Annotated in this window: 21 protein-coding genes; 12 read left to right on the forward strand and 9 right to left on the reverse strand. The window is 58.4% G+C overall.

Translation table 11 applies throughout. The annotated features are described in order from the left end of the window. The first annotated feature begins 107 nt into the window (after window positions 1–107). From DHN55_RS15960 to DHN55_RS15975, 4 genes are all read left to right on the forward strand, one after another. A complete protein-coding gene (locus tag DHN55_RS15960) occupies window positions 108–314 on the forward strand; it encodes a hypothetical protein (RefSeq protein ID WP_108882447.1) in 207 nt (68 codons plus the stop codon). A 194-nt stretch (window positions 315–508) separates the two neighbouring features. After that, the gene (locus DHN55_RS15965; protein WP_108882448.1) at window positions 509–2,359 is read left to right on the forward strand and encodes a dihydroxy-acid dehydratase domain-containing protein; all 1,851 of its coding nucleotides are present in this window, start codon (window positions 509–511) and stop codon (window positions 2,357–2,359) included. An 18-nt stretch (window positions 2,360–2,377) separates the two neighbouring features. Beyond that, complete coding sequence (locus DHN55_RS22420) at window positions 2,378–2,857, forward strand: hypothetical protein (RefSeq protein ID WP_337660400.1); 480 nt, start codon at window positions 2,378–2,380, stop codon at window positions 2,855–2,857. Window positions 2,858–2,979: 122 nt separating this feature from the next. Then, a complete protein-coding gene (locus DHN55_RS15975; RefSeq protein WP_108882449.1) occupies window positions 2,980–3,492 on the forward strand; it encodes a nuclear transport factor 2 family protein in 513 nt (170 codons plus the stop codon). Window positions 3,493–3,560: 68 nt separating this feature from the next. Here DHN55_RS15975 and DHN55_RS15980 read toward each other — a convergent pair whose 3' ends face one another. From DHN55_RS15980 to DHN55_RS15995, 4 genes are all read right to left on the reverse strand, one after another. Then, window positions 3,561–3,779, reverse strand: coding sequence for a hypothetical protein (locus DHN55_RS15980; protein ID WP_337660401.1), 219 nt, complete (start codon window positions 3,777–3,779; stop codon window positions 3,561–3,563). Between the two features lie 194 nt (window positions 3,780–3,973). Further along, the gene (locus DHN55_RS15985) at window positions 3,974–5,116 is read right to left on the reverse strand and encodes an FAD-dependent oxidoreductase (RefSeq protein ID WP_108882451.1); all 1,143 of its coding nucleotides are present in this window, start codon (window positions 5,114–5,116) and stop codon (window positions 3,974–3,976) included. A 127-nt stretch (window positions 5,117–5,243) separates the two neighbouring features. Then, window positions 5,244–5,855, reverse strand: coding sequence for a LysE family transporter (locus DHN55_RS15990; protein ID WP_108882452.1), 612 nt, complete (start codon window positions 5,853–5,855; stop codon window positions 5,244–5,246). Between the two features lie 177 nt (window positions 5,856–6,032). After that, entirely contained in the window at window positions 6,033–6,971 is a 939-nt protein-coding gene (locus DHN55_RS15995; protein WP_337660402.1) for a hypothetical protein, read from the reverse strand. Between the two features lie 296 nt (window positions 6,972–7,267). Between DHN55_RS15995 and DHN55_RS16000 the strand changes: the two genes are divergently transcribed. The 3 genes from DHN55_RS16000 to DHN55_RS16010 all read left to right on the forward strand — a co-directional run bounded on the left by DHN55_RS16000 (window position 7,268) and on the right by DHN55_RS16010 (window position 9,985). After that, window positions 7,268–8,098, forward strand: a complete 831-nt coding sequence (locus DHN55_RS16000) for a methyltransferase domain-containing protein (protein ID WP_108882454.1) — start codon at window positions 7,268–7,270, stop codon at window positions 8,096–8,098. Between the two features lie 134 nt (window positions 8,099–8,232). Next, window positions 8,233–9,207, forward strand: a complete 975-nt coding sequence (locus DHN55_RS16005; RefSeq protein WP_108882455.1) for a hypothetical protein — start codon at window positions 8,233–8,235, stop codon at window positions 9,205–9,207. Between the two features lie 163 nt (window positions 9,208–9,370). After that, window positions 9,371–9,985 carry a pyridoxamine 5'-phosphate oxidase family protein gene (locus DHN55_RS16010; protein WP_108882456.1) on the forward strand — a complete coding sequence of 205 codons (615 nt, stop codon included), beginning with the start codon at window positions 9,371–9,373 and terminating at the stop codon, window positions 9,983–9,985. Window positions 9,986–9,997: 12 nt separating this feature from the next. Here the strand turns inward: DHN55_RS16010 and DHN55_RS16015 are convergent, their stop codons facing one another. Beyond that, on the reverse strand, window positions 9,998–10,705 hold the full coding sequence (locus DHN55_RS16015) for an SDR family oxidoreductase (protein ID WP_108882457.1): 708 nt from the start codon (window positions 10,703–10,705) through the stop codon (window positions 9,998–10,000). A gap of 122 nt (window positions 10,706–10,827) precedes the next feature. Between DHN55_RS16015 and DHN55_RS16020 the strand changes: the two genes are divergently transcribed. Beyond that, window positions 10,828–11,736 carry a LysR substrate-binding domain-containing protein gene (locus DHN55_RS16020; protein WP_108882458.1) on the forward strand — a complete coding sequence of 303 codons (909 nt, stop codon included), beginning with the start codon at window positions 10,828–10,830 and terminating at the stop codon, window positions 11,734–11,736. 29 nt (window positions 11,737–11,765) lie between these two features. Here the strand turns inward: DHN55_RS16020 and DHN55_RS16025 are convergent, their stop codons facing one another. Then, the gene (locus DHN55_RS16025) at window positions 11,766–13,943 is read right to left on the reverse strand and encodes a hemopexin repeat-containing protein (RefSeq protein WP_108882459.1); all 2,178 of its coding nucleotides are present in this window, start codon (window positions 13,941–13,943) and stop codon (window positions 11,766–11,768) included. A gap of 39 nt (window positions 13,944–13,982) precedes the next feature. Further along, complete coding sequence (locus DHN55_RS16030; RefSeq protein ID WP_337660403.1) at window positions 13,983–14,696, reverse strand: hypothetical protein; 714 nt, start codon at window positions 14,694–14,696, stop codon at window positions 13,983–13,985. Window positions 14,697–14,860: 164 nt separating this feature from the next. On the opposite strand from DHN55_RS16030, the gene DHN55_RS16035 reads away from it, so the two are divergent. Together DHN55_RS16035 and DHN55_RS16040 are read left to right on the forward strand one after the other, a co-directional pair. Further along, window positions 14,861–15,598, forward strand: coding sequence for a helix-turn-helix transcriptional regulator (locus tag DHN55_RS16035; protein WP_337660404.1), 738 nt, complete (start codon window positions 14,861–14,863; stop codon window positions 15,596–15,598). Between the two features lie 39 nt (window positions 15,599–15,637). Then, on the forward strand, window positions 15,638–16,045 hold the full coding sequence (locus DHN55_RS16040) for a DUF3592 domain-containing protein (RefSeq protein ID WP_108882462.1): 408 nt from the start codon (window positions 15,638–15,640) through the stop codon (window positions 16,043–16,045). Between the two features lie 52 nt (window positions 16,046–16,097). On the opposite strand, the gene DHN55_RS16045 is transcribed toward DHN55_RS16040, so the two are convergent. Beyond that, a complete protein-coding gene (locus tag DHN55_RS16045; protein ID WP_337660405.1) occupies window positions 16,098–17,057 on the reverse strand; it encodes a catalase family peroxidase in 960 nt (319 codons plus the stop codon). Between the two features lie 241 nt (window positions 17,058–17,298). Between DHN55_RS16045 and DHN55_RS16050 the strand changes: the two genes are divergently transcribed. After that, a complete protein-coding gene (locus DHN55_RS16050) occupies window positions 17,299–17,898 on the forward strand; it encodes an ArsR family transcriptional regulator (RefSeq protein ID WP_108882464.1) in 600 nt (199 codons plus the stop codon). Between the two features lie 56 nt (window positions 17,899–17,954). Here the strand turns inward: DHN55_RS16050 and DHN55_RS16055 are convergent, their stop codons facing one another. Then, entirely contained in the window at window positions 17,955–18,293 is a 339-nt protein-coding gene (locus tag DHN55_RS16055) for a winged helix-turn-helix transcriptional regulator (protein ID WP_108882465.1), read from the reverse strand. A 33-nt stretch (window positions 18,294–18,326) separates the two neighbouring features. Between DHN55_RS16055 and DHN55_RS16060 the strand changes: the two genes are divergently transcribed. Next, window positions 18,327–19,286: an SMP-30/gluconolactonase/LRE family protein gene (locus tag DHN55_RS16060; protein ID WP_108882466.1), complete on the forward strand. Its 960-nt coding sequence runs from the start codon at window positions 18,327–18,329 to the stop codon at window positions 19,284–19,286. Window positions 19,287–19,380 lie beyond the last annotated feature (94 nt).

Below are 19,380 nucleotides of genomic sequence, written 5' to 3' on the forward strand. Positions count from 1 at the left end.
GACAACCAGACCCGCCAAGCATGCGTCCGCCTGCAGCGGAATACAACAACGCGTCACCCGGTCTGCGCCTTAGCGGAGCTTTAACGACCATCTGACATGATTGCGCCATGGCGCATTATCTGAAGTTTTCCATATCGCTGGTTTTCGCCCTGCTGGGCGTGTGGGCGTTTGTTGCCCTGCCGTTGTGGCAAGGTGTAATCAGCTTTTTCGTCATTGGCTGCTTCGGTTCATGGCTGGCCAGCAGGGTGTTCAAGCGCTACGCGACGCTGGATGAGATCAAGGAAGACCTTCAGGCCAGGCTGGACAGCGACTGAACCAGCCCAACTGGTTTGCGGTTGAAAAGGGTCGGACCGATGCCTGTTCGCTGAAATTCAGCCTTCATTGCCATTTGTAAACTTGCACAGGCAGATCTGTTCTGGTCACATGGCCGTCAATCATTTAATGAACTGCTCTGATTACGCATTACGGTTTATTGTGATGCCGACTTACGCTTGAGGAGATTTGTAAATTGCCAAAATCCAGGACCGTCATCATCGACAAACACCCCGGTCGCAGCGCCCAGGCCTTCGGCATCGCGCGGGAACTTGGAACCGACCCTGACCTGATCCACCAGCCATCCGTGGGAGTGATCGGGAACAAGGGCGACAGCCAGTGTTACATCGGGGTCCAGGACAAGGTACAGGCGATCCACGACAACCTGCTCGCCCGCATCGGCAGCGAGGCTGACCAGATGCCCATGCGCCTGGTTCAGCCGGAATACACCGTTGCCACTTCAGACGGCATCCGCAACGGCACCCGCGAAATGCGTTATTCGCTGATCGGGCGCGAGGTCACTCATGACTCGGTGTGCGAACACCTGAGCGCCAGCGGCCTGGCCGGCACCATCGCCGTGGTGGCCTGCGACAAGCCACCGGTCGGCACGCTTGCCGCATTGCTTGAGCACAACCGGCCCGCGATCATGATGTCAGACGGCTCCATCCATCCCGGCGTTGATCCCAAGTCCAACACCCCGGTTGACCTGGTCACCGCCTACCAGGCGGCCGGCAACAAGGACGAAGCTGAGCGCATGCATATTTCGTGTGTCGCCTGCCCAGGGTTTGGCAGTTGCGGCGGCATGTTCACCTACAACACCATGCAGACCTTCATCGGGGTTGCCGGCATGCAGCCACTGCACATGGTGGCGCCGGCGTCTGACGACCCGCGCCGCCTGGAGCAGTTCCCGGCAGAGCTGGTCGGCTATCTCAAGAACCTGATCGAAACAGATACCACGCCGAGGGACATTGTCGGGCGCGACTCCATCCGCAATGCGCTGATCGTTGCCATGGCGGTCGGCGGGTCCACCAATGTCGTGCTGCATGCGCCGGAAATCGCGCGCGCTGCCGGGTTTGCGAATTTCTGGAAGGACATCATCACGCCGGAAGAATTCAACCACATCTCACAGAATGTCGTGCCGGTGCTCACCGATGCGCGGCCCTATGGCCGCTACTCGATGGTGGATATCGACAAAGTCGGCGGCGTTCAGGTGATCGTCAGGGAACTGCTGGAGGCAGGGCTTTTGAACGGCGATGCGCCGACGTGCACAGGGGAAACGCTGGCCGAACAGGTAGCACGGCTCGACACGCCGGCAGCCGACGGCCGGGTTGTCTATCCGGTGGCCAATCCTTACAAGCCGACCGGCGGCCTGCGGGTGCTTGGCGGCAACCTGTCGCCTGAGTTCAGCGCCGTCCTGAAACTGGCCGGCGTCGAGGGCGGCCTTGACGACAACATGTTCCGTGGCACCGCACGCGTATTCGACGGTGAACAGGGCCTGCTCGATGCCCTCGATCATGATCCCGACAGCTTCAAGGATCATGACATGATCATCATGCGTTATGAGGGCCCAAGCGGCGGGCCGGGTATGCCGGAAATGCTGGATTCAACTTCGCGCATTACAACCTTGTGCCGTGAGCGCGGCATTGTCGTGGCCCTGATGACCGACGCACGCTTTTCCGGCGGTTCGGTCGGGTTGGTGATCGGGCATGTCGGGCCGGAAGCAGCGCTCGGCGGACCAATTGCCTTCATCGAGGACGGCGATGAAATCATCGCGGACCTGAACAGCAACGAACTCAACTGTACCCAGTTGAATGACCCGGCCACACTGGCTGCGCGCAAGGCGGCCTGGACCAGAACCGTCGAGGCAAACGGCGGCCTGCATCCGGCCTGCGGCGATGCCGATACCCGCCTGCTCAACCGCATGCGCCGGTCTGCCGTTCCCGCCATTCAGGGCGCAGGCATGCATCCGGACCGGCAATTGTGGGTCAACGAGCCGCGAGATCCTGTCGTGTCATCGTTCACGCCGAGCAACAAGTATCATGCCTGAGCAGGCCGGTTGCACGTCTTGACTTCAAGCCAGACAGCGAGCCCGGGCGTCTACCAGCCGCGCGCTGTGTCCCGTCTCGGTGTCTGGCAAATCGGTCATCTGCGCCTGAAGGTCTATGGGATTACTGCTGACGGGCAAAAACTTACCGACGAAATCGTCAATAAGGCGCATGGCTTTGCGCAGCGCGACCTGCCGGCGCTGGTGGCTGCCGAAGGTGAGGATGACGGGCTCGGATTTGTCGTCATACACCCGGGCGAACTCGGCGTGTCGGTGCTACTGCACTGGTGGATACAAGGCTCCGTGCTGTGCCAGCACATCGAACGTACGTTATGGGGAAACGACAAGCCCATGGATACTGCCGCAAGGCCGGTCATCGCCTGTGTCTGGGAACTGGGCCTGATCGACGCGGAACAGCGCATCTGGCGCGACACCATGATGGCGCCGGCGCCGGACGCCGGCGCCTATCTGAAAACGCACGCGTCCATCACTGAAGTCTAGAGCCAGGCCTCCTCCGCAGGACGCTGATGGTCTCGCGTGTGCCCAGGGCGAACAAAGGCGTGATTGGAGTGCCGGGACATCATGCTGCTAAAATGTTCCTGTAAAAGAGAAGGCCGGACACCATGATCCGGTATTTTCATGCTCTGGTGACGGCTCGAAAAAAACAGGCGGAAACTGTTATGTTGTCGGTCGCGAAAAAGCAGGGTCTTCATCTCCTCGCTCTGTTCATCCTGTTTATGGCTGTTCAAGTGCCTGGCGCTGCGGCGCAGTCCAGCACAGACCGCGAAGCGGTTCTTGCCGTCAACACCGAGTTCTACCGGGCGTTTCGGGAAAGCGACACTGCGGCCATGGCAAATGTATGGAGCGAGCGGGAGCCGGTTGCCGTGCAGCACCCGTCAACCGGGCGGATTGACGGACGCGAGGCAGTGTTGCAGAGCTGGGCGCAGATGATGCGCCGGCCGCCCGACATAAGCTGCGAGGTCGAAGCTGTCCGGTTTTCCACGGGCGGCTGGGCGGTGACCTGCCTGGAGAAACTCAATCCGGGAAGCGTGCGGATGATCAACATCTTTCGCAAGGACGCCGGGGACTGGAAGATGATTTACCACGGCCCGGCGCCGGAGGCCGAAAGCGTGTAGCAAACCGCTGGAGCGGCCCGGACTGGCCTCGCATGAGCGAACGTCAATCCGGGTGCGCACGCTTGATGCTAGTTTTTCATGCTGGCGAATTCATCCGCCGTCAGCGAACCATCCGCGTTGGCATCTGCCGAAATGAAGGCATCTTCAGTCAGGTCCGGCATCATGGACACGGCCTCATCCAGCGAGACGGAACCGTCGGCATCGGTATCCACATCGGCAAAATCCGCAGCCTGTGCAGCACTGACAGCCAGCACCGAAACAGCAAGAACAGCAAAAAGTCTTTTCATCGCACCCTCCAAAGTTAGACACCCCGTCAGCTTGACGGGCAGATTCATGTCAGGTGACATTCGTTGTCTGAACGGCTCACCCGGATACGCATATGATCTTGCCCGCAGGTTTTTTATTGGGCCGAAAACGGTTGAATTGTGAGGTTTTTGCGTCAAAATTCGAGTCTGGCTTAGGTCCAGCCAGTCGCGAGGCGTCAGCGCTGTGTCTGTATCGCATCCGCAATCCGCCCGGCAGTTTCGGCGGCAGCATGAAAGTATCCCTGGAATACCGGCCGGTAGCCGGTGAACCAGAGGCCATTGTTGGCAGGGTCGGTCTCGCCGGCGGGATGCAGCGGAACGCCATGGTCGTCCAGCACTGCCAGATGGCCGAGCAAGGATTCCAGGCCGGTGTGATAGCCGGTTGCGCAGATCACCGTATCCGCGCAGAAAGTCTGCCCATTTTCAAACACAACCTCGCCATGGCGGAATTCAGCTACAGTGCCGGCCACCTTGAAACGGCCATCCTTTACGGCGGCGACAAAGCCGTCATCCATGGCAAATGCAATGCCATCTCTCAACAACCGTGTGCCACCGCCATCCGGATGACTTGTGAGCCCGTAGCGGGCAAGGTTGCCGAAAAACAGCCATTGCATCAGCCGGAATGCCGGGTCGAGCATGGCAACCGGCAGCGCGGCAAACAGGTTTGCCGCGCGGTGCAGCGGAAACCCGAACACCCGGGTCGGCACGATTGCCGGGCCGTGGCGAACGGATATCAACACTTCCGCCGGATCATGTTGCGCCAGATGGTTCAGAACGTCCCCGCCAGAATTTCCCGCACCGATGACCAGCACACGTTTGCCGTCCAGCCGGGCAACGTCACCCAGATCGGCAGCGTGGACCAGTTCTCCCTTGAACCCATCCCGCCCCTTCCAACCGGGTATGTGCGGGATCCGGTCACGCCCGGTAGCAAAAATCACATGGCTGCATTCCAAGGTCCGGTCTTCGGTTGCCAGGCGCCAGACAGACCCTGCCCGCTCAATACCGGTCACCTTGACGCCGAACCGGACCGGCACATCAAGGTCGGTTGCATATCCTTCAAGATAGTCCACGACCGTGTCGCGGCGAAGGAAGGTGCCGTCCTTATCCGGCATCGGCCGCCCCGGCAGGCTGGCAAAATGCCGGTGAATGTTGAGGCGCAATTGCGGATGTCGAGCACGCCAGGGGTCAGCAACCCGGTCGCGAGCCTCCAGAACGGTGACAGGTATGCCTCGTTGCGCGAGTTCGCGCGCTGTGGTGAGGCCGGAAAGCCCTGCACCAATGACAATGACTGATGTGGCTGGTGAATGGTATTTGGTCATGGCTGCTTGATCGCAGGCGGCCCGGCAAGAGGCAAGTGCAGTTCCTCACACTGCAGCACGGTTTTGATGAAACGGAACCGATTGTCAGGCCGGCGACTTGGGGCCGGCCTGCGCTTTGGAGCCGTACCTACCGCTCAGACAGGGCAAGCCTCAGGCCCAGAAACCCGAATGTACCGGCGAAACTCCGCTTGAGCCACGTCATGACGACGGGGCGCGAAATTACATAATCACGGGCCATGGCCGCGCAGGCGCCGTAGCCGACAAAAATGATGAAGGTGAGCGCCATGAAAACGCCCGCCAGCAGCACCAGGCTTGCCGTTGCGCCTTGCGCATCAAGCGGCACGAACTGCGGCAGGAAGGCCATGAAGAACAAGGACAGCTTGGGGTTCAGCACATTGAGCAGCATGCCGTTCAGGATCGTCCTGCCGGCCGGAACCGGCGCCGTGTCTTCGGTGACATCCAGCGTGCCGCCGTCCTTCATGATGCTCCAGGCCATGTAGAACAGATAGGCGACGCCGAGGTACTTTACGATCTGGAAGGCCAGCGCACTGGTGTGCAGAATGGCGGCCAGCCCGACGATACTGGCAATCGCTGCCGGCAGAATGCCCAGTGTGCAGCCGAACGCAGCCGCAATGCTGGGCCGGAACCCGCGCCCCAGCCCAATGGCCAGCGTGTACAGCACACCGGTTCCCGGCAACAGAACGACGACAATTGACGTCAGCAGGAATTCAACACTCATCCGGGACCCCCTTGCGAATTAAGCTGACATCATGGCTCGAAATCCTGCAGCAATCCATCTTTTCCGATCGAACAGCGTTCTTCGCCTTGCTCTGGCCGCGCGCACAAACAGCTGCGCGGCGAGATGTGCCCGCCGCGCGCCATGTTGATGTCTGCCTGCAATGACTAACCGGGAAGTCTAGTCCAGTATCTCGCCGGACTGGGCCCAGCGCACGATATCAGGCGAATCCAGTGCTACACCGAAGCGGTCGTGCTCCTGACGCGAACTTCCGCCGAACGACCAGTGAGCTCCCACCATAAAGGTGTGATCGTCAAATTCTTCGGAAACGCCGCCATCTGTATTTTCAAAATAGTTGCCGCGATAGCGCGCGAACAAGGTGGTGTCGCCAACCACCGGCAAACCGGCGACCACGGTATCGTACCTTGCACCCCATTCAAAAAGCTCAGCATCATCTTCGTCTTCGTCTGACACCCCATTTGCGTAAGAAGCCTCAAATTGAATACGGCTGTCGGGTGTGAGATACCAGCGGGCAACGCCGCGGCCAAACACCGCCTTGCGCATCGTCTCCGCAGCAGAGGCCTCGTCTTCATCCGAATAAAAATACCCGGCCTGTCCCTGGAGTGTCCAATCGCCCAGATAATACTGGAATTCACCGCCAACGAACCAGGCAGACATTTCGTCATTGTCGGAGTAACCGCCGCCAAAGCCGCCGAAAACCCCCAACAAACCCGTGGACGGATCCCTCAGGAAGGAAAAGTGCGTCGTGGCCTGAAATTGATAGCCGAAATAGTCATCAACTCCCGTCGCGGAGTCGGTGTTAAACAACTGCTCACTGTTGAGTTCGTACTTCAGATCCTGCTGTATCGACAGTGTTTCGCCGAGGGGGAAACTCAATCGTGCCTCGCCGCCAGACATGAAATGAACGTCGTTATCAGGAGTGGCGCCTCCGTTGGTATCGAAGCCGCCGATGACCGAAACCCCGGTCCAGCTCTCATAGCTGCCCGAAATGATCAGCCCCAATGCCCGCTCGGTTTCCAGGTCGGCGGCGTGCGACGCCGTAGCACCAAGTGTCGCGAAAAAACCTGCTGCTGCAATTCCGGCGATAGTGCGTTTCATGACATGTCCCTGCCTGATTTTGTTCTGTATTGCCTCGATACGGTCCGTAATCTGCCCGAATTCAGAATTCACCACAATACGTGAGCTGTGTGGATACGCATTTTCTTAGAATGTGTGACATAATTACAACAGTGGCTTGGTTTGCCGCTCGTGCAGTGTTGCACGCCAATTCTTCTGCTGCGCAACTGTCAGGTACTGTCGGCACATGCCCGTTGGCGGCCAGTTGCCGTGCAAGTAGACTGGACCGGAACACGTTGCCAGATATCAAGAATTTCAGAAGCGAAAGGCAGATTGTCATGGCTGGGTCACGCGAGGTTGCCAAGCATTATACCCACGGTTCGCTGCTTGATGCGATCAGGGACGGGATCGGCGGGATCGGAAAGACACCTGAAACCGTCACCATCGATGACCTTGCTCCCATTGACGAATTCCATATCGGCGGACGCGTGGCATCAGTTGAATTCCTCGACCAGCTGTCGCTGACCAACCAGTCCCATGTGCTCGATGTCGGCTGCGGGCTGGGTGGGCCGGCACGGTTTGCGGCCAGCCACTATGGCGCAACCGTCACCGGCATCGACCTGACGGCAGAATTCGTGCAGGCCGGACAGGTGCTGTGCCGGTGGGTTGGTCTGGAAAACACCATAACGCTTGTCGAAGGCAGCGCGCTTGCCATGCCGTTCGGCAATTCAGGCTTCGATGCGGCCTACATGATGCATGTGGGCATGAACATTGCCGACAAGGAAACCCTGTTTGGTGAGGTTGCCCGGGTGTTGAAGCCCGGCGCCACGTTCGGCATCTATGACGTGATGCAGACAGGCGACACCGGGATCAGCTTTCCGGTGCCGTGGGCGGAAACCGCTGCAACCAGCGCACTGGCGTCACCCGGTCAATACAAATCAGCGCTTGAAACGGCAGGCTTCGAAATCACCGCGCAGCGAAACCGGCGCCACTTCGCCCTGGCGTTCTTTGCGGAACTGGCCGCGCTAACCAAGGCCGCCGGAGGCCCGCCACCGCTTGGCATACATATCCTGATGGGTGAAAGCCGGGCCATAAAAGTGAAGAACATGGCCGACAACATCGCAGCCGGACGCATTGCCCCGGTGGAACTGATCGCGCGGCTGTACTGATTTGACTGTGACAAATAAGACACAGTTTCCAAAAAACAGCCGTTTTGCCAGTAAAGTCCATTGTACGCTGACGTTCTGGCAGCTATCGTTTGTCAAAGCTCGGGGCGGGCCAGGAAACTGAGGGGATTGCGGAGATGAAAGCAGTTGTTGCGTCGTCGGTTGTAGCGCTGGCACTTGCCGTATCGGCGAATGCGGCCAAGGCAGCGGACTATGAAACCGACCGGGCCATACAGGACCTGGTTGTGTCCGGCGTGGTTGAAAGCTGGACCGGTGTTACTTTCATTTCAAATCCGGAAGGTAACGTGGAGCCGGACCAGGACGAATTCCTCGCATCCGGCCTGTCCGGCCGCCTGAGCCTGCCGCTCGGGGAAAACCTGTCGATACAAAGCGATGTTGATTTTGAGTACGGCTCGACGGCGTTTAGCGGCGAGTTCTCATCCGATACCTTTGAATACGCTCTGCAGTTCGGCGCGCATCTTTCGTGGCGCGACCCAAGCCGTGGCCTGTTCGGCGCATTCGGCGGTTTTGGCGCCGGCAGGGGCGATGACAACACCGACGGCGGTCAGGAAGACCCGAACACCCAGAATACCCAGTTCTGGTTTGTCGGCGGCGAAGGCCAGTACTACACCGAGGATCTGACCTTTTACCTGCAGGCCGGGTTCATGGACTCAGAAGATGACGAATTTCCGGGCGATGGTAATGATGCATTTCGGGATGCCGCCTTTGTACGCGGCGTTGGACGCTGGTTCATCAGCCCGAACACCCGCCTGCAACTGGAAGCCGCCTTTGCGGATGGTAAAACAGACAACGAAAACTCCAACGATGCCCAGATAATAGAGTGGGGCGTCCGGTTTGACACCGTGCTGGAGGGCTTGCCCGTCATCGGAGACACGGCAGTGTTTGTCGGCTATCGCGGTAATCACTACAGACGCGACCTTCAAGCCGACGACGATGAAGAAGAAGATACAAAGTACACCGACCACACCATCATGGTCGGCACCAGCTATCATTTCGGCGGCACAACCCGCAAGGAATTCGAACGCACCGGCGCCGGTCTCGACCTGCCCAACTTTGGCCGCTGGTCCGCAGCCGGCGAGAACATCGACTAATCTGGTTTTTGCATCGGGAATTCAAAGAGGCGTCGCTCACCGCGGCGCCTTTTTTGTTGGCGTCAGGGTGAAGGACAATTTATGCAGGCATGAATTCACCCTTGACCAGCAGGTTGCGCAGCACTTGGCCAAAATCCACCTGATTACCTGAAAACGGACAGCCGTGACCACACACCCGCCAGCCTTCAAACCGGTCGCCGGAAACACCGGCCTCGAACAGGTTCTCGCAACCGTCTGGGCCTGCCTGCGCGAAGGAGCGGCACCGGGACGTTCGCCCTACAGCATTGCGCAACTGGCAACCGTCAGCACGGACGGGTCGGCTAAAGTGCGCTATGTCGTGCTGCGCCGGGTGTCCGAGGACGTCCGCGAAATTACCTTTCACACCGATGTGCGCTCGAGCAAGATTGCCGAGATCAATGCCAACCCGGATGTGGCGCTGGTGGCGGCCGATCTTGAGAAAAACCTCCAGATCAGGCTGGAAGGCCGGGCTCACGTCATCACAGACGGCCGTGTCAAACGCACAGCCTGGGATGCCAGCCGGGACCATTCCCTGGTGCTGTTTCGCAATCCGCTGGTGCCGGGCACACCCATAGACAGCCCATCCGACGGCCAGCCCACGAACCAGACGGTGACCCGTGACGACGGCTATGAGAACTTCTGCATGGTGGTCATGTCAGTGACCAGCGTGGATTGGCTCGACCTTTCACCTGATGGTCACGAACGAGCGATCCTTGTGCGCAACGGCTTAGACTGGCACGGCAGCTGGGTGGCGCCATAGAGCGTCACCCGGTTACACGGACCGAGTGATCCCGCCATCCACGCGGATGTTCTGGCCGGTGATGTAGGCCGCGCCGCCAGACGCCAGGAAGGCGACGACGGATGCGATCTCGCCCAGCGAGTCTCCGTAGCGCTGCATCGGAATCTGCTCGAGAAACTCCTGCTTTTCCGGCAGGCTGTTGATGAAGCCCGGCAGCACATTGTTCATCCTGATGTTGTCAGTCGCATACTTGTCGGAGAACAGTTTGGTAAAGGCGGCAAGGCCGGCCCGGAACACGCCCGAAGTAGGAAACACCGGGTTGGGTTCAAACGCGGCAAAGGTCGAGATGTTGATGATAGTGCCGGATTTCTGGGCCTGCATGATGGGTGTTACGAGGCGGGTCGGGCGCACGACGTTGAGGAAATAGACATCCATGCCGGTGTGCCAGTCTTCATCGCTCAGGTCGAGAACCGGCGCACGCGGCCCGTGACCGGCACTGTTTACAAGAACGTCTACCCGCCCCCATTTTTCCATGGTCGCATCGACGAGGCGCTGCAGATCGTCAACCGATTGGTTGGACCCGGTGACACCGATGCCGCCAAGCTCGTTAGCCAGCGCTTCGCCCTTGCCGGACGATGACAGGATGGCCACGTGAAAACCGTCAGCCGCCAGCTTGCGGGCTGAGTCTGCGCCCATGCCGCTGCCGCCAGCTGTTATGATTGCTACTTTTTGCTCGGACATGTCAGACCTCTTGTGCTGATGTGATTAAGATATTGCGATTGCCGGCAAAACTAGGGATCGGGCGCGCGGTTGACCAACCATAAAAACACTCTTTAGACTATAGAAAAACTACTGCGTAACGGATGGAACCTGTGCCCCGACTGCCTCCCCTGAATGCGCTGAAAGCGTTTGAAGCCTCCGGCCGCCACCTGAATTTCCGGCTGGCGGCTGAAGAAATTGGCGTCACCCAGGGTGCCGTTGCCCAGCACGTACGCGCACTGGAGGCCGACTTCCAGGTCAAACTGTTTGAACGGCTCGCCAGAGGGCTGGCGCTGACCGATGAAGGCCGCAAATACCATGCCCCGATACAGCGGGCCTTTGAACTGATACGCGATGCGAGCGATGAGCTGCGCCCGCAGCAAGGCGTGGTGACGATCTCCGTCACGCCGTCTTTCGCGACGAAATGGCTGGTGCCGCGGTTGGCGCAGTTCACCGCCTCCAATCCTGACCTGAATGTGCAGATCGTGGCGTCGGCTGACCTGGCCAATTTCCAGGACGACGGCATTGACCTTGCCGTGCGACAGGGCCGCGCGCCGAGCCTGTCCGGCCTGGTGTCGGCGGCATTGTTCCCGGCGGAAATCTATGCTGTCTGCAGCCCGGCCCTGCTGCAAGGCGACCATCCCCTGCTGATGCCGGAAGACCTTGAACATCACACCCTGCTGCTCGACGGCCATGGTCTCTGGCCGCTTTATATCGAGGAATTCGTTCCCGGCAGACCGGCGCGCGAGTTTCGCAGCATCAGGTTCAACCAGACCGCCCATGCAGTCGATGCAGCTCTTTCCGGTCAGGGAGTGGCGCTTGCCGGTGACCTGTTCGTCGCCGATGAACTGGCTTCTGGCCGGCTGGTCCGGCCGTTTCAGCAAACTGTGCAGAAGGACCTCGGGTTTTTCATCGTGGCGCCGCGCAAATCAAAGAACGCAACCCCGGTCAAACGCATGTGGGACTGGCTGATAGAGCAGAGCCGGACCGAACCGTCCGACATTATCGACTAGACGGAGTCACTGCGCCTTACAGGCGGCTATCAATAGCACCATTTCTGGACGCCCTTTACGTTGTAGTTCACCAGGTTCCTCTGGCCGTTACAGTGCTTTGGCGGATCCATGCGACCCATGTAGTCCTTTATCTGATCGGCATACCACCAGCTGGTTTTGCACTTCTCGTTAGTCTTGCGAACACCCACCCCGGTTACGGCATCCCAGACAATGCCGTTGCTCCGCGACTGTTCGGAAAACACCACGCCCTCATAACCCTTTTTATCTGCACTGAACGGCGACCAGGTGGCCAACAACTGAAAATTGTATTTGAGCTTAAGTCCGGAGTAAAACAAGTCCCAGTCTGATCCCGGCTGACCGCTGGTGGAGCGACGGTGATCGTAATTGGACTGGTATTCGCGCATGTAATACGCACTCATGCCGAATTTGTTATTGAGCCAGTGATCGGAAATCGGTTGCCCGGGAACATTCGCGGACATCACCTTGTCGGCGGCATTCTTGGGACCGTAGGAGGGTTTCAGCACGATCGGCAGTGTCAGGCCTTCAGCGGGAACGTATTCCGGGAACGGTATCAGTGTCAGTCCCCAGACCTTGTTGCGGTCATGCAATGCCAGTTGTGGCCGGTTGCGCATATTAAGCTGTGCCATCAGGCCATAGACCACAGGCTTTATGTCCTTGCGCCGTTTGATGGTGACATAGGCATGCGCCGGATGCGGCGAGTAGGCCCTCACCCAATAACCCCAGGATTCGGGGTTTTCAGGATTGTATTCAGCAGACGGCACCAGCGAATTGAGTTCCTTGGACAGGACTTTCTTGGCCGCCTTGAAGGCCTTTTCATAAACCTGCTCCTTGATCAGGCCATGCACGGCTTCACCGGCCACCTTGTCGGCATTGCTCAGGGCAATCGAAACTGCTTCCGAAGCCAGGTAGTTGATGCCCTGCTCGCGCAGCATTTTCAGGTCGGGAATCTCCGGTGGCAGGCCAAGCGCGACCAGGCCTGCGTTCAATCCGGCAGTGATGGCAGCCTTCATGGTGCTGCGGCAGGAATTGCTGTTATCAATAACCGAACAGATTTCACCAGCTACCGTGGACGCCACTGCCGATTTGGCCGATTTCAGCGCTCCGCCCCACTGGGTAAGAATGGCCTGACCAAGTTCAAGCCCTTCCTCCCACAATGTCTGGTTGTCGCGGATGCGATTTCTGTACTCCTGGCTGTCGAAGCGACAGCCGGCCCGCACTCCATATTTGGGCACATCGCGCGATGCCACCAGGCCGGCATAAATCGACGGGCTACCCTCCCCGCCCAGCGTCAGAAATCTCGGTGGTACATAGCTGCGCAGCTGAACATCATACAGGCTGGTGACCAGCCGAGGGCAAAAATCCAGATTGGGACATACATGCGGCAACCAGGACATCTGAGCCGGCAGTATGCCCTTGCTCAGATCATACGGGCTTTTGCCCCCGGTGCCACCGTCTTTCGGTTTGGGCTTTTTGTTGGCGAAATTACCGCTCAATCCCTTCCATACACTCAGGGCGCGCGGATAACCCTTGTTCAGCTTTGTGTCGGTCAGGCGGATATAGCGATCGCCCTTGAACACATAGTATTTTTTGTTCTTGCCGGACTGGAAGGCTGCATCCAGCTTATTGCGGAACCCGCCCGGAAAGCCCCAACCGCCGGGCAGTTTCTTCGGATACCCCTTGTCCATGCGCGTGCCGGTGAAACGGACATATTCGCCACCCTTGAAAAAGTAGGTGTGGCCCTTGCGATACACGGCGGCATCAAGATTTGCATGGAAGCGGGCCGGCATGCCCTTCCAGGCTTTGGCAATGGTGTTGGGATAACCCTTGTCCATCCTGCTGCCGGTAATGCGCACATACTGGTTGCCCCTGAAGAAATAGATCTTCTTGCGCTCGGGAAAATAAAGTGCCGCATCCAGCCCGCTTAGAAACTTGTCCGGCAACCCTTTCCACTGCCGCATGAGCTTGGGATATCCGGGCTCGACCTTGCTGCCGTTCAACCGGTAATAGCCGATGTCCTTGAAAAAATAGGTTTTGCCATTGGCAAACATGGCCGCATCGATGGAAGGTTCCGCACCGGCCGTGGTGCTTGCAACACCAAGTGCTGCCATGCCGAAAAAGAGCCCTGCAGCCAAGGCATGCGGTACACTTGTTCTCCGATTGGTCGCATCAGATACGCCGTTATGCATTTCAACCTCCTCTGGTCGCCACCTCGCTGGAGTTTTCCGCTATTTGCAGATCTTCTTCAGCTTGCGCCGCAGTTCCTCAATGCGTTCAAACGAGATTTCCCGCCAGCGTGTCGGACAATCGCCATATTGCGCCTGCCGGACGGCAGCCACCGTATTGACGTTCGGTCGGCTGCCGCAGGCCCGGAACTTGATTTTCAGCTCCAGGTCCACCTTGGCGCGGCCATACCAACTGCAGAACTCGGAGTTCCCCCGCGGATTGCTCTCGGCGCAGTCATCCGTGGCTCCAACCTGTTTATACAACCTGCCGAACAGTGCACCGGCTTCCACACACCGGTTTACGAAATCCTTGAGAGTTGTGATGTTGGCCAGTGGTCCCTTGTAGCCGCATTTCATGTCGCGGTTTTCCTTGAGACGATACAGTCCGTACCTGGCCATGCGGATGCAATCTTCTCGTTCGCCACTGTGAGGTTTGCAGGCTTTCAGTGCATTTTCACGAGATATGCGGTTATTGCCGGCCGCTACCTCACTGGCTCCGGTGCAGTAGTAGGCATGCACGAAGAAATTATCACTCCACAAGCTGCCGGTCAGACCGCATCGATTGTTGATGTTGCGTTTTTGCTGGGCGAGCGCCTGCTTCACGTACTTCTCGCAGTACCTCTTTGATGCCGCGTGCGCCGATGGTTGCGCGGCAATCAGTATCAGGCAGCCCGCAATTGCGGGAATTGCAAAAGTCGCGGTCCCGGACGTGGTCATCAATTCGAGCCCTTAGACAGGATTCTCGAGGAATCACAGCACCTCTCAAGGCTCAAGCAGACGAAAACCACACACCTGCCGCAATATGGCAGAATCGATATATTGTTTCTGCAACCATTGAGTGTGAACATCGTTTTTCGCAACCTCTGTACGGGAGCGCATGCATGGATTCACGTTTTGGCGGGTTTGTCGATGAACTGACCACACTGCCGGATGCTGTTTCCATCTGGCGACACACAGCTGATTACGCTGCGAATGCCGGTTATTCCGGCTGTTCCCTGGTGCTTGGCGAAATGTCGGACGGGCACATTCGCCGTCCACGCATAATTTCCAGTTTCAGCGCAGATTTCCGGCAAGCTTATGCCCAGGAAGGCCTCGGGGAGATAGATCCGTTCCTGCTGTTCAGCTGCACCAGCTTGAGCGCCAAGAAAATCGTCACCAGGGACCTCTCCAGCTTTCCCGGCGCGTGTCCGCAACACAAGATGTTTCTCGAACATGCTGCCGAAAACGGGGCGGTCAACAATCTCGGCATTCCGGTTCGCACGCCGGATAACGACGTGTTTGGCGGTTGGATATTTTCCAACAGCGAAACAGACGAGCACTTTGAGAAACTGCATTGCGATCACTCGACGCAAATGCACCTGGCAGCGGTACTGGCCTATGAAAGGATGGTGGCGCTGGGATTAGGCAGCATGGGCAAAGAGCAACTGCTCAGCGACCGTGAACGCGAATGCCTGATATGGCTTTGTGCAGGATTGCGGGTGTCGATGATCGCGCAACGGCTGTCGCTCAGCGAGTCGGCGGTTCGCCTTTACATCACCAATGCCCGGCGCAAGTTCGGCGCGCGCACCCGCGAACAGGCCATTGCCCGGGCCATATTCAGTGGCGAGATAAACCTGTGATGGCGTTCGGCATCGGCCAGCACAACCAGAGCTGAAACCATGAACCTTGTTGCCGCGATTGTATTTATCTCAGGTGGCGGATTGTTCGTCCTGTTCAGCCTCGGGATTTTCCTGCGCCAGCGCAGCTTCAACAAGACCCGGACACCGGTAAAGCTGGTTGTCGTCGACAGCCATGCCAGGGCCGGGAAGGAGGGCAGTTACATCCACCTTGAGTACAGGATCACCGACGGACCGCATTCGGGACTGCAAAAGACAAGCGAGGCCGGCACATTCCCGCCACTGCATGCCGTGGGTGATCATGTTGACGGCTATTTTGATGCTGCGACAGGCGACATTCTGAGCAAAAAGGAAGACAGGCTGACCAATTGGTCCATACTCGGCTTCGCGGGCCTGGGCAGCGTCATGCTGATGCTGGGCATTCTGGCTGTTTCAAGGTTTGTTTCATAACCCATCTTGCCGGCGTACCATCAATTTCAGAGCACGCCGGCTGGCAAACAGGTTACTGTGACCGGCGGTTCAGCGAGATGCCGTAGGCCGGGCTGCGGATGGCGAGGATCGGATCGTCCGTTGCCTCGATGCCGCTGGGCAGGTTGTTCGGATCGAAGACCAGGCCGGTGCAATCGTTCTGCGTACCTTTTTCGATGATCTGGTCGATCACCAGCTTGCCGGCAGCGACCCTGCGGCGGGTATCAGGCCAGACGGCAGTTGGATCGTCGATCGCGTCACCGGCTTCTGCAATTTGCAGAAAGACGTCCCATTGCGCTGCGGTGCCGGTGAGGCGTCCGCGCAGGTCCGCCTCGAGGAAGCTGTCCGGAAAACTCTCCTCCTCCTGTTTCGTCAGGCCCTGGAAACCACCGGCAGGCTCGAAAATCCAGCGTGCGGCACGCTGCTTGTTTGCTGTGCCGTCAAACAGGAAAGCATGGGTCGAGAAGTAAGGAGTGGTGGCATAGCTCGCCGGCGGCGGCGTTTCCGCCAGGTAGTTCACGTGCGCCATAACATTGGGGTTGGCCTCGTTGAACGCCTTGATCTTCGCCGGGTCTTTCTGGCCTGTAGCGGGGTCTGCCGTGCGGGCTTTCAGGAACTCGACAAACTGGGACGGGGTTGCAGCAAAAAACACCGGCGCTGAAATCATCACCAGATCCAGTTCCTCATCATCTGAAATGTGAAAACGAAGCCCGAGGCCGCGCACGGAGCGGCTCTTGTCGGAGGCTTTCGGATTGCCGCCGCCGATGGAAAACCGCGCCGTCACGTTCGTCCTTGCAGCCTTGAACAACGGGCCTTTCACAAAACCATCTTCCTGTTCGGCGGCGATGAAGTGGCCTGCCGCGCAAAATCCCTTGGCATGTGAGGTGCGCTCCCCGGCGTGACGGCCGAAGACACCGTTCAGGGCATTGATCGTGTCTTCGGCCGTGGTTTCTGTTTCGGCTGATACGGCCTGGCCGGCGGTGAGAAGTGTCATGGCAATTATTCCTGCTGCAAATGGTTTGAATCGAAATTCGGCAACTGACCGAGCCGGCTTCGAGGCGAGCGACCGGGCATTCAGTGATGTCCACATGATGTGTCCTTCCTGGTTGGTGTCACCGGTGGCAATATCACATAAAATCAATAATAACAATTAAAACTGCTATTATTATCTTTTTAATTGAAAACCACGGGAATTCCTGCTAAATATCTGTAGAAACAAGGAAATAGTCGACCCCATGTCCACCAGAGATGATATTCTTTCACTTCTAAGACGCGACGCCATGACGATTCCGGAGCTGTTGGAGCGGCTGAACGTCACCCGCAATGCGGTCATCGTTCCGCTCAAGCAGCTTGAAGCCGATGGCCTCGTGGAAGGCGAAACCCAGCGCGGCAAGGGAGTTGGCAAACCGGCCGTCAGGTACAGTGTCGTGTCCGGCCGCGAAGACATAACATCACAGGCCTATCCGACGTTTGCCGAGCTGACCATGCAGACACTGGCTGAGCAGTTGCCACGGGATCAGGTCAGCCAGCTGATGCGCCAGGTCGGTGAGAAAATGGCCACACATCTGGACGTGAACGGGCAGTCGAGTCTCACCGGACGACTGCAAGCTGCCACTGACTTTCTTGACACTCTCGGGGCTGAGACAGTGGTGGACACACAGCAAGGCAACCCGGTGGTGCGCAGTTTCAGCTGCCCCCTGGGCCGGGCTGTGCGCCAGGAGCCTTGCGTCTGCTCGGTAGTTGCAGCCTTCTTGTCGGATGTCACCGGAACGACGGTGGACGAGCAATGCGATCGCGGTGAAAAACTGTTCTGCAAGTTTGTGGTCAAAGCATAGGCGGCACTGCTGCTGCACCGCCCCCTGCCCGCAGACCTTAAGGCCAGCGTTCCCCGTCACTCATCAGACAAGTGCCTGGCCCAGAGCTTTGCCGTACTGCCGAGCGGCACCAGATGCGAATAGATTTCCCTGCCGATCTCGGTCACTTCGTAGCCGGATGCAACCTTGTGCACGAGCCGTGCCGCCTGCAGTTCCTTGAGACGCTGGTTCAGAACAGCGGGCGATATGGTTTCACACTTGTCCTGCAGGTCACGGAAGGTGGCGGGGCCAATCTCGCTGAGTGTCCACAAGACGCCCATGGCCCAGCGCCTTCCGATCAGGTCGAACAGAGCCATGACCGGCGCCCCGCTGCGCGAGCCCCTGACAGGATGACCGGGTCTGGGTATTTTTACCATCTGCTATACTTTCCATAGCGTTTCGTTTCTGCTATGAAAAATATAGCATCTATTGGTAATCAGGGGAAAGTGGCAGTGAAGAACGACAATTACGAGATCAGGGATGACCGTTTCCGCCGCAGCATAAAGCTGGCTGAACCAATCGAGCGGATATGGACCGGCGGGCGCTGGACGGAGGGCCCGGTCTACTCGCCGGCCTTCAGGTGCCTGTTGTGGAGCGACATTCCAAACGACCGCCGCCTGAGATGGGATGAACTGAGCGGCAGCGTTGGCGACATTCGCAGCGGGCTTGGCTGTTATACAAACGGCAGCACACTGGACCGTGAAGGCCGGGTCATCGCATGCGAACACGGCACGCGCAGCGTCACCCGTGTGGAACATGACGGCTCCGTCACCACGCTTGCCGCCCGCTACCAAGGCAAACGTTTCAACAGCCCCAATGATGTCGTGGTGCGTTCAGACGGAACCATCTGGTTCACCGACCCTGCCTACGGAATAGAATCCGACTATGAGGGGTTTCAGGCCGAGCCCGAACTTGACGGCGAGCATGTCTACCGCCTCGACCCGGCCAGCGGCGATTGCGTGCGCGTAGCCGACGACTTTGCCTGCCCCAACGGCCTTGCCTTCTCGCTGGACGAGCAGACACTCTACATAGCCGATTCCGGAGCGACCCGGTATGCAAGCGGCGAGCATCATATTCGCGTATTCGCCGTGAAAGCCGACGGCAGTCTGTCCGGCGGCGAGGTTTTCGCGGAGTGCGAGCACGGTGTGTTCGACGGTTTCCGCTTTGACAATCAGGGACGCATCTGGACCAGCGCCGGAGACGGTGTGCACTGCTATCACGCGGACGGCACCCTGCTCGGCAAGGTTTTCATACCGGAGAAAGTGTCAAACCTGTGTTTCGGCGGACCCAAGCTGAACCGGCTGTTCGTCACCGCCTCCAGCAGCGTGTATTCGGTGCTGTTGGCAACCACGGGACAGCCAACTTTCTGACACCTGAAAACCAGTTTGCTCCGTCAACGGACATCCTATACGGTTGCTGATCATCTCCGTTGTTCCACCCGGGGACGATGATGACATGAAGCAG

Source organism: Anderseniella sp. Alg231-50 (genome assembly GCF_900149695.1).
In the GTDB taxonomy this organism is placed as follows: domain Bacteria; phylum Pseudomonadota; class Alphaproteobacteria; order Rhizobiales; family Aestuariivirgaceae; genus Anderseniella.